Below are 15,516 nucleotides of genomic sequence, written 5' to 3' on the forward strand. Positions count from 1 at the left end.
GAAAGGACGATCCTACATAAACATCCAAAAAATGAAAAAGCTTGGTTTCATTAGAAAAAATCCGCACAGACGTCTGTGCGGATTGGTGACGAGGTTAAGCTTGATTTCCTTCGTTTTGGACAAGCTTCACCATCATATTAGCAATGGCGTGTTGTTCTTTTTGATCTGCTACATTCCAAAGATCACGCAGGACAGCTTCCTGGTCGTTCTTCGCATCCACGGAGTTTGCTAAATAACCACCAATTTCGTAAGCAAGCTCAGAAACCGCTTGTTCTTGCATACCTTGACCTTTGGCCTGATGTAAACGATCACCCAAGAAATCTTTCCAAGAATCGAAATTATCGAGAACAGACATGATGTAACCTCCTCTGAATTTTTTCATGCTTAGTATGAGAAGGAAACAGGTATCTTATGCAACAGAATTAAGACCAACCACCGTCAACTTGAATCACTTGTCCCGTTATGTAACTTGATTTGTCACTCAACAAAAAGCCGGCCGCGTGCGCCACTTCCTCAGGCGTCCCGGACCGTCCTAGAGGGATATCATCCTCTAGGAAATCCAGTTCTTCCTGATTCAGGTGGGCGTTCATCTTTGTAGCAATCAAGCCAGGAGCAATACTGTTAACTCTAATTCCACTTGGTGCGACTTCTTTCGCAAGCCCCTTAACGAAGCTGTTTTGTGCACCTTTCACAGAGCTGTAGACAACCTCCATACTCGCACCCTCAAGTCCAAAAATAGAACTGATGACCACAATATTGCCATTTTTCTTTCGGATCATATAGGGGAGCACCTTCCGGGCGATCATCCACAAAGATTTGACGTGAACGAAATACAGTTCGTCCATTTCTTCCGTCTTCATATCCTGAAATAAACCGCTATGCATATGTCCGCCAGCAAAGATCACAGCATCCCATTCCTCGTCGATTTGATCTAAGAGTGAATGGATGCCTTCTAATTTGGAAAGGTCCGCTCCATATGCCCCAAGCCATTGTGAAACAGGGATTTCTTTCCTGTTTTCTTCAATGTTTTTTTTATTCTGATTGTAATGCAGACCAACGGCAAAGCCTTGATCAACAGCACTTTGAACGATTGCCTGACCAATACCTCCGCTGGCTCCTATAATCAGACACTTTTTAAGCATTGTCTTGAGGTTTGATTTGGAACACGGTGATCGCGTCTTCTTTCAACCAGTGTTGTAGATATTCTTCCGCATCATCCGCGGTTAAGGATTCAATAATTGGTAGCACTTCAAATAAGTCTGTACCAAGGGTATGGTAGTGAGTGAACTGATTCGCAATAAACTCTAATGAGTTCATCGCTCTCATGAATTGACCGATTTTTTTCCTTTTCATTCTTGTAAAGTCTTCATCGGATATCCGTTGTGCCTTTAACTCATGCAACATTTCCTTAATACGAGCTGCCATTTCGTCAGGCTTTCTGGAGTCTCCTCCAAGAATAGTGAAACCAAACTGGCGGTCGAGTTCTGTTTCAAACTGGAAACTGTCATCGATGAGGTCGTTTTTATATAGCTCCTCATAAAAGACGCCGCTTCTTGAGAAATAATAATCAAGGATCATCCCTGATAAAAGCTCTCCGCGTACCAACTCTTCGCCGGTTAACCCTTCAACGTTTTCCTTGACCCCGACCATCGCTTTTGCTGTTGTTACAGGCATGGTGATTGAATGTTCTTTCTTAGCAGCGGAAGCCGGTTCTTCAGGATAGGAGCGGTTGATTTCAGGTGCATCAGGGAATTCTTTTTTGGCTTGATTATCCCTGATCAATGTCATCATGGACTCAGGATCGATATTTCCAGCAACGAACAAGACCATGTTGGAAGGATGATAAAACGTCTCATAACAAGTGTAAAGATCATCTTTTGTAATCTTTTGTATGCTGTCAACTGTCCCTGCGATATCCACCTTCACAGGATGGTCGTGATATAAACTTTGGATGGTTCCGAAGAAGGAACGCCAATCAGGCTGATCATCGTACATACGGATTTCCTGAGCGATGATGCCTTTTTCTTTTTCAACAGATTCCTCTGAGAAATAAGGGTCCTGAACAAAATCCAGTAGTGTCTGGACATTCTTATCAATTTGACTCGTTGCCGAAAACAAATACGCCGTCTTTGTAAACGATGTAAAAGCGTTGGCAGATGCACCGAGTCTTGTAAAGTCCTGGAACACATCACGATCTTCTTTTTCAAACAACTTGTGTTCTAGGAAGTGAGCAATCCCTTCTGGAACCGTCACCTTTTCACTTTTCCCGATCGGTGTGAACGTTTGGTCGATGGATCCATAGTTCGTCGTAAAGATCCCATATGTTTTGGCCATTTCAGGCTTTGAAAGTAAGAATACCTTCAACCCATTATCTAATGTTTCCTGATATACCGTTTCGTTCAACTGAGTATAGACCAGTTCTTCCATTAAGATTCCCCTCCTTCTTTACTCGTCAAGAAGTAAATCGTGTCCAATTCGATCTTTTTAGCCATTTGGATCACTTGTTCCTTCGTAACTTTACGAATATTATCAATCAATTCATTCGCAGGCATTTCTGCACCTGATAACATTTGATGATAAAGGACTTCGATCATTCCGTTTGCATTATCCATCGTTTCCTGGAGTTGATGTATGACCTGTTCTTTTGTTTCTTCCACTTGTTCCTCCGTGAAATCCCCGTTCTTCATTGCGTCCATCTGCTCTAGAATGATTGATTTTGCCTGATCATAATCCTTAGGATCTACCCCACTGAAAACAAGCAGGAGACCTTTATGACTCTCAAACCTTGAAGCAGCATAATAGGCTAAACTGTGTTTCTCACGAACGTTCATAAACAACTTGGAACTAGGGAAGCCTCCAAAAATCCCATTGAAAATTTGCAAGGCATAATAGTCGTCATCACCGAACTTTGTATATGTGCGGTAACCAAGATGAAGTTTACCCTGGTTAACTTCTTCCCTCTCGATAACTTCTCTTGACTCCTTCACTTCTTTGGTGACAGATACCTGGTCGTCATCTGCATTGGTGCTTCCTTTCCTTGAGAAATACTGATCTGTCAGCTTCTCAATCGTCTTTTGATCCATGTCACCAATCACATACACGTCAAGCATGTCTTTTGCAATCATGTCTTTATAATAAGCGTAAAGCTTTTCAGACGTAATTGACTTGAGGTCTTCCAAGTACCCATGCACATGCAACGCATAAGGTTCATCTTTGCACATGTGATCCATGAGTCTCATATTGGCATAACTCATTTTGTCGTCTTTGATGCTGGTGATTTTTTGCTCCAGCGTCTGTTTTTCACGCTCGACGATAGAGGAGTCGAAGCCTTGCCCTTCTGTCTTTGGATCAAAAAGCACCTCATTAAAAAGTTGGACCGCTTCTTCAAGAATCGGTTCCTGGTCGTTCAAGTATGCTTCATTAACAACTTCCATGCGGAAACTAATGACATGGTTTTCTCCTTTTTTAGATCCGTCACTTGAAAGCGCGGTTCCATAAAGGTTTTCAAATGCAGACTGAAGTGATCGTACATTCGGGTGATTGTTCGTAGCTTTTTGCAGGACATGTGGCAAAAGCGCTCTCTCTGTGATCCCTTCTCTTTTCAAAGGGGCTTTAAATTTTGCAACAATCGTAATGGTTTTGTATTTTTTACTTGGTAAAATATGTAGACGATACCCTTCTTTTTCGAGTAACGTTTCTTCAGTTATTTTCATATTCATCCTCCTTATCAGTCTCTTCTATTATAGACCTATATGTCCATATTCATCCATTCCACCTAAGTCTTATGCTAAGGTATATGTGTGAAAAAGTAAAAAAATTAAGTCCGGCACATGTGTACCGGACTCGAAAATGATCAACGGTTGCCTTTTACATAAGCTTCTCCCAATGACTTTGGTGCTTCCGCTCTTCCGATAAATCCTGCCAGGGCAAGGATTGTCAGTACATAAGGAGCGATTAGCATAAAGACAGAAGGAACATTTTCCAAAAAGGCAATATCCGATGACACAATACTTAAACTTTGAGCAAATCCGAAGAAAATAGCTGCACCCAGCGCGCCAAGAGGATGCCATTTCCCAAAGATGACCGCTGCCAGCGCAATAAACCCTTGCCCCACAATCGTACCGTGAGAAAAGTTATGGGTTACTGTCAAGGCGTACACAGCCCCACCAAGACCACCGAAAGCACCAGATAACATCACTCCGATGTATCTCATCTTGTAGACATTGATTCCGTTTGTATCTGCAGCCATTGGATGCTCCCCTACAGATCGTAGACGAAGCCCGAATGGTGTTTTGAAGATAATGAACCACACAAGGAATGCGAGCGCAATCGCTAAGTATGAAGTCCAGTACCAGCCGGTGAAAAACATGTCCCCAAGAATGGGGATCTTATTAAGTAGAGGAACATTTGAAGAATAGATCGGACTTTCGATAAAATCCGTTTGTCCTTTATCATACCACTGTTTAGTAAGGAACAACCCAATTCCTAAAGCGAGGAAGTTTATAGCTACCCCACTCACGACTTGATCCGCTCTAAAAGTAATCGATGCGACAGCGTGGACGAGTGCAAATATAGCAGATACGACCATAGCGATGAGCAAGGATACAATTGGAGTCGCTGAGCCGAAAACACTATAGAAAGTCAAGTTTGAAACAATGGCTACGAAAGCCCCCATGATCATCAAGCCTTCAAGGCCAATGTTAATCACTCCGGATCTTTCACTGAACACTCCCCCTAAAGCAGTGAAAATAAGAGGGGTTGCGAATACAACAGATGCACCGAGAATACGGCTGATCAGTTCAATAATCTCCATTTATTTCCCCTCCTTTTTAAACCGAAGAATGACCCAGCGAATCATGTAGCTTGAGGCTACGAAGAATATGATCAAGGCAATAATGATTTCTACAAGCTCCGTAGGGACCCCTGCAGCTGTCGGCATATTCAAAGCACCGATCTTCAGTATACCAAAAAGGAAGGCCGCAAGAATGACACCGAAAGCTGTGTTTGCACCTAGAAGAGCGACAGCAATTCCGTCAAATCCAATATTCGTAAATCCAGATTTAATCGACATGAAGCCGAAAGTACCGAGACCTTCCATGGCTCCTGCAAGACCTGCAAAAGCACCGGAAATGACCATAGCCAAGATGATATTTTTACTGACATTCATCCCCGCATATTTAGATGCGTGCTGGTTGAACCCTACAGACCTCAATTCAAATCCAGTCGTTGTACGGTTAATAATGAACCACATGACAAGTGCCATCAGTAAAGCGACAATAAAACCATAGTGAATTCTTGAGTAAAATGTCATTTCTGCAAGCCAGTTCGATTGTAAAGATGCCGTTGCTGCTACATTTTCTGTTCGATCCGCACCGTCGCTCAATAAATTACGAACGATGGAATTACTTAAATATAAGGCAATATAGTTCATCATGATCGTAACGATAACTTCATGGACGCCTAACTTTGCTTTCAGAAGACCAGGAATAAAGCCCCAGAAAGCACCTGCAATGGCTGCAGCTAATATGGCTAATGGTAAGTGGAGGACCATTGGCAGTTCAAAAGAGATGCCAATCCAAACAGAGGCCAGCCACCCCATAAATACCTGGCCTTCCACTCCAATATTCAACAGTCCAGATCGTAAAGCAAAGGCAACCGCAAGCCCTGAGAGAATATAAGGGGTTACCTGCCTGATCGTCTCTCCAAAGAAGTAGGCATCCCCAAAGGCCCCATTCCAGAGCGCAGCAAAGCCTGCAATCGGATTATAGCCGAAGATCAGCATGATGATGGCACCGGAAATCAGACCGAGCAACACAGAAATGATGGGAACTAATATATTGAATAAGCGATTGGAAAACATCATTGCTCACCTGCTTTTTCTGTTGAATTACCTGCCATCAGCAATCCTAGCTTCTGCTCATCCGTTTCTTCTGGAAGGACATCAGCGATGATCTGTCCATCGAACATGACAGCGATCCGATCACTCAGGTTCATGATTTCATCTAGTTCAAAAGATAGAAGAAGAACGGCACGGCCTTTGTCTCTTTCTTCAATTAATTTTTTATGGATAAATTCAATGGCTCCTACATCGAGCCCACGCGTAGGTTGCGCAGCAATAATTAAATCCGGGGACCTGTCCACTTCCCTGCCAATAATCGCTTTTTGCTGGTTACCACCTGAGAGTGCCCGCGCCGGTGTATAAGCATCTGGGGTACGGACATCATACTCTGCAATTAAATCTTTTGCTTTTTGATAAATGTTCTTAAAATTCATGACGCCTTTTTTCGAATAAGGCTTCTGGTGATAATTTTGCAACACCATATTTTCGCCAATGGGAAAATCAAGGACAAGACCGAATTTATGACGATCCTGTGGGATGTGAGACACACCGGATTGCGTCACTTTACGAGGCGCTAAATTAGTTATTTCCTTATCGTGGAGGCGGATGGTCCCGGATTCACTTCTTCTCAAGCCAGTGATGGCTTCAATTAGTTCGGATTGACCATTTCCATCTACACCAGCAATTCCGACAATCTCACCTGCCCGAACTTCCAAATGAAGCCCTTTGACCATCTCGACCCCGCGGACATCTTTTACACGCAAATCCTTTATAGAAAGGTAGGATTCTTTTGGTTCAGCCTTTGTCTTCTCAGTCGAGAAGTTGACATCACGACCAACCATTAAAGAAGCAAGCTCTGTTGGATTGGTTTCTGAGACATCGACAGTCCCAATACCCTGCCCTTTCCTAATAACGGTGCATCGATCGCAGACTTCCATGATTTCCTTCAATTTATGGGTAATCAGGATAATTGACTTTCCTTCTTTTACAAGGCTGTGCATAATGTCAATCAACTCTTTAATTTCCTGAGGGGTAAGAACCGCTGTAGGTTCGTCAAAAATTAAGATTTCCGCTCCTCTATAGAGCGTCTTCAATATCTCCACACGCTGCTGCATCCCTACAGATATATCCCGTATTTTCGCTTTTGGATCAACATTCAGACCGTACTTTTCTGAAAGCTCTCTTACCTGTTCTTCCGCATGTTTTAAATTCACCGTTCCCGCTTTCTTCGGCTCACTTCCTAATACAATGTTTTCAGTAACCGTAAACGTATCCACGAGCATAAAATGCTGGTGAACCATCCCGATCCCCTGAGCGTTTGCTACATTGGGATCTGTGATATTTACTTTCTCTCCACGCACTCTAATTTCTCCTCTTTCCGGCTGATAGAGGCCGAACAGGACGTTCATCAGTGTAGATTTCCCTGCTCCGTTTTCCCCAAGAAGAGCGTGGATTTCACCTTTCTTCACTTGCAAATTAATATTGTCATTCGCTACAATACCCGGAAACTCTTTTCTAATGTTCAACATTTCAATTACATAGTCCATTCGTCTCTCTCCCTCCCCCGTGCACCTTAAAAAATCACCAAAGGAAAAGGGCCGGAACAATCTTTTCATTTGATGATTTTCTTTTACAGAAGAAAAGGCTGGCTCTCACCAGCCCTTTCTGACAATTGTTACATTGAATCTAAGAATGTTTGAAGATCTTCCCGTGTGCTTGGCACTTCAACTTCACCGTTGATGATTTTCTCTTTCCATTCCTCAACAGCAGAAACGATTTCTTCAGTCATCGCTTCCTCGTTTGTACGAGCAATGCTGATCGCGTCATCAGCAAGACCAAATTCAAGAACTTCTCCTCCAGGGAACTCTCCGTTCATTGCTTGGTTTGCTACTTCTTGAACAGCTATGTCTACACGTTTAACCATGGAAGTAAGCGTGACGTTGGAGTCACCGATCTGACCTTCTTCGTGCTGGTCACGGTCGACACCAATAACCCATACTTCTTCATCAGGGTTACTGTTCTTGATGTCTTTCGCTTGAGCGAATACACCGTTACCTGTACCACCGGAAGCATGGTAAATGACATCGATATCTTTAGAGTACATGTTGGATGCAATCGCTTGTCCTTTTTGAGAATCGTTGAAGCTTTCTGCATATTCAACTTCTACTTCGATCTCAGGGTTCACAGATTTAACACCTGCAACGAATCCTGCTTCGAACTTGTTGATCAAGCTTCCATCTACCCCACCGATGAAACCGATTTTATCCGTGTTCGTCTTGTTTGCAGCAGCTACACCTGCAAGGAAAGAACCTTGGTGCTCTTTAAACATGATGCTTACTACGTTATCTCCTTCTTGAACGGCGTCAACAAGGGCGAAGTTCGTATCTGGATATTGCTCAGAAACTTCAGCGATTGCCGGTTGAAGAAGGTATCCGATTCCATAAATCAAATTGTAATCCTGGCGTACAAGACGGTTCAGGTTTGTTGCGTAATCGGCATCACTCTCAGATTGAGCGTAATCGATCCCCTCACCTTTGCTCATGCCATTTTCTTCACCGAAAGCCTGTAGGCCTTCCCAAGCGGATTGGTTGAATGACTTATCATCAACCCCGCCTACATCTGTAACCATGGCTACAGAGAAATCGCTGTTTTCTTCTCCTGAAGATTCCTCACTGCCAGAATCATCATTACTGCTTCCGCTCGTTTCTTCTTCTCCTCCGGAAGAACCACAAGCAGCTAAGAACACACCAAAAGTTAATAGAAAGACTAGAATCATAAGGAAACGACTTTTCAACAAAACGACTACCCCCTAATTGTTTAGTATGACGTGAATCAAAATCCAGCAGAATTCAAGTATCTATTACCAGCCTCACCTCCCTAAAGTGATTCTGTCACACTTTTGTAAGCCCTTACACTCTTTTTCTTAAAACATGGAAACTGAACTTGTCAGCCCGGAAGTAATTAGAGGAAAGAAGCATCGGAACATCATCTTGAGAGTAATGCATTTGTCTCAAAAGTAAGAGAGCCTGGTCAGGTTCACAATTCAGAATGGGAGAAATCCTTTCATGAAAGCCGATCGGTTCGATATGTGTAACCGCATAGCCGATAGTCTTCCCTGTATAGCGCTCTAAAACATTAAACAAAGAATCTGCTTCTCTTATTTGATTGATCGGGAGTAATCCTTCTGGGATTTTATCTGTACAATAAACCACTGGCTGGTCGTCTGCGGTTCGTACACGCTCGACCTTCGCAATGCTATGTACGTCCAGTGGAGAGAAACGTTTTCGATCTTCTTCTGTCGGTTCGATAAGCTCTGCAGACAGATACTGAGACCCGGGGGTCATTCCTGATTTCGCAATCATGCCTGTCACACTGTCTAATTCCTCGATTCCTGAGGTGAACAGAGGTTTTGGATTAACAAAAGTACCTACCCCATGCCTTCGGGTCACTACACCTTCTTCCTCTAGAATTCTCAGCGCTTCCCTCAGCGTCGCTCTGGAAACCCCAAGCGATTTGGAAAGCTGGAATTCGGATGGCAGTTTTTGCTTTTCTATAAAGATACCGTTTTCAATATCGCGTTTAATCTGCTCGATCACCTGTAAATAAAGATGTCGAGTATCTTGTCTGATGGACATCACTTTCACCCCAAGTCTATTGAACTATATGTCTAGAGATCTGACCTCTGACGTTCGACACATCACATTTTGACAATAATATAACACTATTCGATAAATAAATAAATAGAATTAGGACATTTTTATGAATTTTGACTCATTTCCATGAAAACGTTTGATCGTTTTAGAATAGCAATCCATGACTGTAAAATATCTACATTTATCATAGAAAATCTCCCTATAGTGGAAGACACAGTTTCGAGTCTTCCTCAATCTTGCCAGTTAGTTTAATAAGTAATCGGTAAGCTTCGATCATGTCTTTATTTAAACACACAAAAAAAGGATCCACCTAATTAGGTTGGATCCTTTAACGATTTATGAAGTATGTTGTTCTTCTGTTTGTTGTGAAACAAGAACAGCACGTGGTTTACTACCTTCATAAGGTCCGACGATGCCGTTGTCTTCCATAGCATCGATCAACCGGGCTGCTCGCGTATATCCGACGCGAAAACGTCGTTGAATCATAGAAACACTGGCACTTTGCATTTCGATGACCATTTGGACCGCTTCAGGATAGAGGTCATCATCCACTTCCTGCTTCACTTCATTTTCCTCTTCAGGAATCATCTCTTCTTGGTATTGCGCTTTTTGCTGTTCTACACAAAAATTGACAATTCTCTCCACTTCCTCATCGGATAAAAATGCGCCTTGTACCCTTGTCGGCTTGTTGGAGCCTACTGGTGTAAACAGCATGTCCCCTCTTCCCAAGAGCTTTTCTGCACCTCCAGAGTCCAAGATCGTTCTTGAATCGGTCTGTGAAGATACACTGAAAGCAATTCTTGATGGAATGTTTGCCTTGATGACACCTGTGATTACATCTACAGAAGGACGCTGAGTAGCGATAATTAAATGGATGCCGGCAGCCCGGGCCATCTGTGCAAGGCGGGTAATGGCATCTTCCACTTCATTTGAAGCCACCATCATCAAGTCTGCAAGTTCATCTACAAGAACAACGATGTATGGAAGCTGAGGCTGTTCGTCTTCATTTTCCTGGTTATGCTTTTTGATATATTCATTGTAACTTTCGATATTTCTTGTGCCTGTATCTGAAAAGAGATCGTATCTTCTTTCCATTTCGGATACGACTTTCTTCAATGCGCGTGAAGCTTTCTTAGGATCTGTGACAACCGGAGCTAAAAGGTGCGGAATTCCGTTATAGACATTCAATTCAACCTTCTTCGGATCGATCATCATCATTTTGACTTCATGGGGTTTTGCTCTCATTAAAATACTCGTAATGATGCCGTTAATACAAACACTTTTACCACTTCCGGTCGCACCTGCGACAAGCAAGTGAGGCATTTTATTTAATTCTGACATGACAGCCTCACCAGAGATGTCTCTTCCCAGGGCAAAGCTTAACTTGGCATCCGGTTTTGATTTGCCAGTTTCCAATACTTCGCGTAAAGAGACCATAGACACTTCCTGGTTCGGTACTTCAATTCCAACCGCTGACTTTCCTGGAATAGGCGCTTCAATCCGGATATCCTTCGCCGCCAGAGCTAAGGCAAGGTCATCATTCAAGTTCACAATTTTACTGACTTTCACCCCTACATCTGGGTAAACTTCGTACTTTGTTACCGACGGACCGACATGGACTTTTGTCACTTTCGCTTTGACACCGAAACTTTGGAAAGTCTTTTCAAGCTTCCTTACGGTTGCCTGGATATGAGAACGGCCCTGACTTTGCGGAGTGGAAGTAGGTTCGTCCAATAACTCCAGGCTTGGTAACTGGTAATCCATGTTTTCAAGCTCAGCTGTTGGCATTGATTTTTCAATATTTACTTCATCGACATCCGGCTGGTCCTCCGTGCCACTTTCTTTCGGTTTATCCGTTTTCTCAGATGCATAAGCAGTATCAGTAAAGTCTTGTATGATCGGCTCTTGGTTCTGCTCTTCTTCCTGATCATTAGTTGTATCATTCAATTCATAAACGACTGTATCTTCTTCCTGCTCTTCCAATGCCTGCTTTTTCTTTTCTGCTTTTTGCTCTTTCTGATCCTTCATCTTTTGCAATTGTTCTGAGCCTATTTCTTTTACTTTTCGCCCAAACTTAGCAAAGAGCTCGCCTATGGATTTTTCACTTACGAAGATCACACCGATAATAAATAGGAAAAAAGATAAAATAGCTGCTCCAGCTTTTGCGAAAAGGTAATAGCTGATGGAAAGAAGGATCGCACCCGTTAACCCTCCACCAATGCTGTAAAACGGAAGTTCTCCCCTCATCATTCCGGTAATTCTGTCCCAGGTCATGGCGAAAATAGAACCTTCGCCTGTCCCAAGCTCAGCAGAAAGTGTTTCAAGATGTGTGAACAAGAGTAAAGCCGTCACTATGGTGTACACGCCTAAGAGACGTTTATGTAAAAAAACAGGCCATTTTCTTTTTACCATCAAATACACACCAACAATTAGAAAGAACAAGGAGGCGATAAAGTACCATACACCAAACAAGAACTGCCAGAACCTCTCCAAACCTCCTGGAACCGCTCCATCACTGATAGCAGAAGCCCCGCTCCCAATGACAGCAATAAAGAGGAAGAATAGCCCTATAAGTTCAAACCTCAAATGGCTTTTCATATTTGATTGCTTTTTCTTCTTTTTTCTTTTCCTAGCCATGGTCTTTCCTCCCCATATGTAAAACTAAAACGAGAAAAATGCCGATGGTTCCTTCAATATTCATGAAGAAATACAGCACCGGCATCCAGTCACTCATTTATTCTATTATACCATAGCCATCTACAATGTTACGAGTCCAACCATTGTCCTGGTTGAAGATCTGGATCCATGTAATGGGAAGGGTCTGTCGACAGAATTTGCATAATCTGCTTTTTTCCATCAGCAGACTTACGACACATTAACGGACAATTGTTATGTTCATGATACACGACCGACATTTCTTCTTCCATTGGAAAAATATCATGTTCACTTAAAGGTGTGTATAGAATGGTCATTGAACCACCTGCTGTTCAGAACCTTTATTCTGCTCAATGAGCTCATTCAATTTTGACATCGCTTCTTTCACACCGCCAACAGCATCAATTAGACCATGATCCACGGCTTGCTGTCCGACCACATTTGTTCCAATATCACGGGTGAGATTCCCTTTATCAAACATAAGCTCCTTGAATTTATCTTCTGCCACATTGGAATGTTTCGTGACAAAGCTGATGACACGATCCTGCATTTTATCCATGTATTCAAACGTTTGAGGGACACCGATGACAAGACCCGTCATACGGATCGGATGAATCGTCATCGTCGCCGTTTCGACAATAAACGAATAGTCCGCAGATACAGCGATCGGAACACCGATGGAGTGTCCGCCTCCTAATACGATGGATACCGTTGGTTTGGAAAGGGAAGAAATCATTTCTGAGATGGCAAGACCAGCTTCAACGTCTCCTCCAACAGTATTTAACAGGACGACCAAGCCCTCAATTTTAGGGTTTTGTTCAATCGCAATCAATTGAGGGATTAAATGCTCATACTTCGTTGTCTTGTTTTGTGAAGGCAGCTGAACGTGCCCTTCTACCTGCCCGATGATAGGCAGCACATGGATATTGGAATCAGCCGGCTGCGGGACATTGCTTTGTCCGAGCTGCTGAATTTTGTCAACGAGAGAGGATTGCGATTTGGATTGATCTTTTTCTTTAGAATCGTCTTTCATGGATCGATCTCCTTTCGCTCTTTTCCCGTAGTATGACTCAAACAGTCTGAAACATACTTTCAACATGACCTCCCTGATAACATTCTTTAAAAACTCTTCGTCATTATGAAAGCATAGGGCAGGTTTGTGCAGGCCTCGATTTTGGGATAACACAGTTTTGTTTGACATGTTAAGCATGCACCCAATAAGAAAACCAGGGCGACCCGCCCTGGTTTAGGTAAGATGTTGCAAACAATTTGCAATGACTGCTTCTTCGTCTTTTGTTAAGGGAACCAATGGGAGTCTTACTCCACCGGTATCAAGTCCTTGGATTTTCAAAGCGGCTTTTACAGGAGCTGGGGAAGGAGCACTGAACATTCCATTGAACACTGGCAACAGTCTTCGATGAAGATCTCCTGCTTCTTTCCATTTACCCTCTTCGAAAAGAGAGAGCATCGTCTGCATCTGATTTCCTATGACATGAGAGGAAACTGATATGATGCCGTTTGCCCCTACAGCGTAGGCAGGGAGAGTCAAATGATCGTCTCCACTGTATATAGAAAAATGCTGATCAGTGAAAGCACGAATGTTGGCCATTCCTTCAAGATCACCTGTGGCTTCTTTTAATGAAACAATGTTTTCGATCTTAGAAAGTTCCATGATGGTTTCTGGTTGGATTCGTACGACCGACCTTCCTGGAACATTATAAATCATCACCGGAAGCTTCATGGATCCTGCGATGGTTTTAAAATGTTGATAGAGACCGTCTTGATTCGGCTTATTGTAGTAAGGGGCGACAAGCATGATAGCATCTACGCCTGTGGCTTCAGCTCTTTTCGATAACTTTATGGATGATTCTGTGCTGTTGCTCCCTGTTCCTGCAATAACAGGTACACGTCCGTCGACTGTTTTCACGACATGACTCCATAAGCTTACTTTTTCATCAGCTGTCAGCGTCGGAGATTCCCCCGTCGTTCCAGCAATGACAAGTCCGTCGGTCCCATTTTTTAATAAATATTCGATCAGCTCTGTCGTTTTGTTAAAATCAATCTCACCATGGCGGTCAAACGGTGTCACCATGGCAGTCAGAACCTTTCCGAAATTCATGTCAGTTGTTCCCCTTTCTTAGGTGCTTTGCTCAATCGGAAGGTTTTATGGAGAGCGTTGACCGCCTCTATAAGATCTTTTTCCTTGACCAATACCCAGATGGTCGTGTGGGAATCGGCGGATTGGAGAATTTGAATGCCCTTATCGGTCAATGTCTGAACGATCTCTGCTGTTACCCCGGGAATGCCAGTAATACCAGCCCCGACTGTGGAAACTTTTGCACAGCCTTCTCTAACCTCAGGTTCATAACCTAGGTCTTCAAGAATTTGGACCGCTTTCTCTGTGAAAATGTGGTTAATGGTGTATAGAACACCGCTCGGAGATATATTGATGAAGTCTACGGAAATATTGGCGGAAGCCATCGATTTGAATACATCGGATTGTAGTTTGGAAGGGTCTTCTTTTGATTGGACTTTGATTTGAGTGAGGCCATCCATGTGAGCAATTCCTGTTACAGTGCGTTCGGATATGTCTCTTCCTGTTCGATCTTCCTTCGTTCCCGTCACAAGCGTCCCGGGAAGATCAGAATATGTGGAGCGTACACGAATGGGAACCTTCGCATACATCGCAATCTCTACAGCTCTTGGATGGATAACTTTTGCTCCTTGATAGGCCAAGTTGCATATCTCATTGTATGTGATGGTGTTCAGAGGTCTCGCTTCCTGAACCAGTCTCGGATCTGCGGTCATGATGCCCTCTACATCTGTGAAAATGTCGATAAAATCGGAATGTAAAGCCGCTCCTAAAGCAGCAGCTGTGGTGTCACTGCCCCCACGGCCGATTGTTGTGACTTCTCCATGAATGGTTTGCCCTTGGAATCCTGCAACGACAACGACTTCGTGTTTTTTCAATTCTTCAAATATCCTACCAGGATTTACTTGCGTGATTTTAGCCTTTGTAAAATCTCCATTGGTCATAATCCCAGCTTGTGCTCCTGTTAACGAAACAGCGTTTACGCCAGCCAGATTCAACTCATGAGCAAAAACGATCGAAGAAATCGTCTCCCCGCATGACATCATTAAATCCTGCTCTCTTGGCGAAACATTCGTTTTAGGGAAGTCGATTAACCCAAGCAAAGTATCGGTCGCATATGGACTACCTTTTCTCCCCATTGCCGAAACGGTAACGACGACTTTAAATCCTTCTTTCAAGCCATTTTTCACATGGTGGATCGCCCGGGACCGACTTTCCTGGTCCCGGACGGACGTTCCACCGAACTTTTGTACAAGTAGCTTCATTTGGCCACCTCA

The 15,516-nt window shown here is 43.2% G+C and carries 14 protein-coding genes; all 14 read right to left on the bottom strand.

Annotation, left to right across the window (positions count from 1 at the left end; genetic code table 11):
- Positions 1–94: 94 nt before the first annotated feature.
- Positions 95–355: a DUF3243 domain-containing protein gene (locus tag HFA01_RS11465; RefSeq protein ID WP_146816341.1), complete on the bottom strand. Its 261-nt coding sequence runs from the start codon at positions 353–355 to the stop codon at positions 95–97.
- A gap of 67 nt (positions 356–422) precedes the next feature.
- Positions 423–1,142: an elongation factor P 5-aminopentanone reductase gene (gene ymfI, locus HFA01_RS11470; protein ID WP_146816343.1), complete on the bottom strand. Its 720-nt coding sequence runs from the start codon at positions 1,140–1,142 to the stop codon at positions 423–425.
- On the bottom strand, positions 1,135–2,427 hold the full coding sequence (gene yfmH / locus HFA01_RS11475) for an EF-P 5-aminopentanol modification-associated protein YfmH (protein ID WP_146816345.1): 1,293 nt from the start codon (positions 2,425–2,427) through the stop codon (positions 1,135–1,137). Before yfmH ends, ymfI begins: the two co-directional genes overlap by 8 nt.
- The gene (gene yfmF / locus HFA01_RS11480) at positions 2,427–3,713 is read right to left on the bottom strand and encodes an EF-P 5-aminopentanol modification-associated protein YfmF (protein ID WP_146816347.1); all 1,287 of its coding nucleotides are present in this window, start codon (positions 3,711–3,713) and stop codon (positions 2,427–2,429) included. The genes yfmH and yfmF overlap by 1 nt, the downstream gene beginning before the upstream one ends.
- Before the next feature lie 140 nt (positions 3,714–3,853).
- On the bottom strand, positions 3,854–4,813 hold the full coding sequence (locus tag HFA01_RS11485; RefSeq protein ID WP_174787824.1) for an ABC transporter permease: 960 nt from the start codon (positions 4,811–4,813) through the stop codon (positions 3,854–3,856).
- Positions 4,814–5,860: an ABC transporter permease gene (locus HFA01_RS11490; RefSeq protein ID WP_174787826.1), complete on the bottom strand. Its 1,047-nt coding sequence runs from the start codon at positions 5,858–5,860 to the stop codon at positions 4,814–4,816.
- The gene (locus HFA01_RS11495) at positions 5,860–7,386 is read right to left on the bottom strand and encodes an ABC transporter ATP-binding protein (protein ID WP_146816351.1); all 1,527 of its coding nucleotides are present in this window, start codon (positions 7,384–7,386) and stop codon (positions 5,860–5,862) included. The genes HFA01_RS11490 and HFA01_RS11495 overlap by 1 nt, the downstream gene beginning before the upstream one ends.
- 128 nt (positions 7,387–7,514) lie before the next feature.
- Positions 7,515–8,633: a BMP family lipoprotein gene (locus tag HFA01_RS11500; RefSeq protein WP_146816465.1), complete on the bottom strand. Its 1,119-nt coding sequence runs from the start codon at positions 8,631–8,633 to the stop codon at positions 7,515–7,517.
- 115 nt (positions 8,634–8,748) lie between these two features.
- Complete coding sequence (locus tag HFA01_RS11505; RefSeq protein WP_146816353.1) at positions 8,749–9,474, bottom strand: GntR family transcriptional regulator; 726 nt, start codon at positions 9,472–9,474, stop codon at positions 8,749–8,751.
- 354 nt (positions 9,475–9,828) lie between these two features.
- The gene (locus HFA01_RS11510) at positions 9,829–12,129 is read right to left on the bottom strand and encodes a DNA translocase FtsK (RefSeq protein ID WP_146816355.1); all 2,301 of its coding nucleotides are present in this window, start codon (positions 12,127–12,129) and stop codon (positions 9,829–9,831) included.
- Between the two features lie 128 nt (positions 12,130–12,257).
- Positions 12,258–12,464 (bottom strand): YlzJ-like family protein, encoded by a 207-nt coding sequence (locus tag HFA01_RS11515; protein ID WP_146816357.1) that lies wholly within the window; start codon positions 12,462–12,464, stop codon positions 12,258–12,260.
- Complete coding sequence (locus HFA01_RS11520; protein ID WP_146816359.1) at positions 12,461–13,180, bottom strand: ClpP family protease; 720 nt, start codon at positions 13,178–13,180, stop codon at positions 12,461–12,463. The genes HFA01_RS11515 and HFA01_RS11520 overlap by 4 nt, the downstream gene beginning before the upstream one ends.
- 213 nt (positions 13,181–13,393) lie before the next feature.
- Positions 13,394–14,266, bottom strand: a complete 873-nt coding sequence (gene dapA, locus HFA01_RS11525; RefSeq protein ID WP_146816361.1) for a 4-hydroxy-tetrahydrodipicolinate synthase — start codon at positions 14,264–14,266, stop codon at positions 13,394–13,396.
- The gene (gene dapG, locus HFA01_RS11530) at positions 14,263–15,504 is read right to left on the bottom strand and encodes an aspartate kinase (protein ID WP_146816363.1); all 1,242 of its coding nucleotides are present in this window, start codon (positions 15,502–15,504) and stop codon (positions 14,263–14,265) included. The genes dapA and dapG overlap by 4 nt, the downstream gene beginning before the upstream one ends.
- Positions 15,505–15,516: the final 12 nt, after the last annotated feature.

It is taken from the genome of Halobacillus faecis (assembly GCF_007991335.1).
GTDB lineage: Bacteria > Bacillota > Bacilli > Bacillales > Halobacillaceae > Halobacillus > Halobacillus faecis.

Excerpts from the sequence above, each read along its gene's own strand:
- HFA01_RS11465 (WP_146816341.1), bottom strand. The coding sequence starts at position 355 with ATGTCTGTTCTCGATAATTTCGATTCTTGGAAAGATTTCTTGGGTGAT.
- ymfI (WP_146816343.1), bottom strand. The coding sequence starts at position 1,142 with ATGCTTAAAAAGTGTCTGATTATAGGAGCCAGCGGAGGTATTGGTCAG.
- yfmH (WP_146816345.1), bottom strand. The coding sequence starts at position 2,427 with ATGGAAGAACTGGTCTATACTCAGTTGAACGAAACGGTATATCAGGAA.
- yfmF (WP_146816347.1), bottom strand. The coding sequence starts at position 3,713 with ATGAAAATAACTGAAGAAACGTTACTCGAAAAAGAAGGGTATCGTCTA.
- HFA01_RS11485 (WP_174787824.1), bottom strand. The coding sequence starts at position 4,813 with ATGGAGATTATTGAACTGATCAGCCGTATTCTCGGTGCATCTGTTGTA.
- HFA01_RS11490 (WP_174787826.1), bottom strand. The coding sequence starts at position 5,860 with ATGTTTTCCAATCGCTTATTCAATATATTAGTTCCCATCATTTCTGTG.
- HFA01_RS11495 (WP_146816351.1), bottom strand. The coding sequence starts at position 7,386 with ATGGACTATGTAATTGAAATGTTGAACATTAGAAAAGAGTTTCCGGGT.
- HFA01_RS11505 (WP_146816353.1), bottom strand. The coding sequence starts at position 9,474 with ATGTCCATCAGACAAGATACTCGACATCTTTATTTACAGGTGATCGAG.
- HFA01_RS11510 (WP_146816355.1), bottom strand. The coding sequence starts at position 12,129 with ATGGCTAGGAAAAGAAAAAAGAAGAAAAAGCAATCAAATATGAAAAGC.
- HFA01_RS11515 (WP_146816357.1), bottom strand. The coding sequence starts at position 12,464 with ATGACCATTCTATACACACCTTTAAGTGAACATGATATTTTTCCAATG.
- HFA01_RS11520 (WP_146816359.1), bottom strand. The coding sequence starts at position 13,180 with ATGAAAGACGATTCTAAAGAAAAAGATCAATCCAAATCGCAATCCTCT.
- dapA (WP_146816361.1), bottom strand. The coding sequence starts at position 14,266 with ATGAATTTCGGAAAGGTTCTGACTGCCATGGTGACACCGTTTGACCGC.
- dapG (WP_146816363.1), bottom strand. The coding sequence starts at position 15,504 with ATGAAGCTACTTGTACAAAAGTTCGGTGGAACGTCCGTCCGGGACCAG.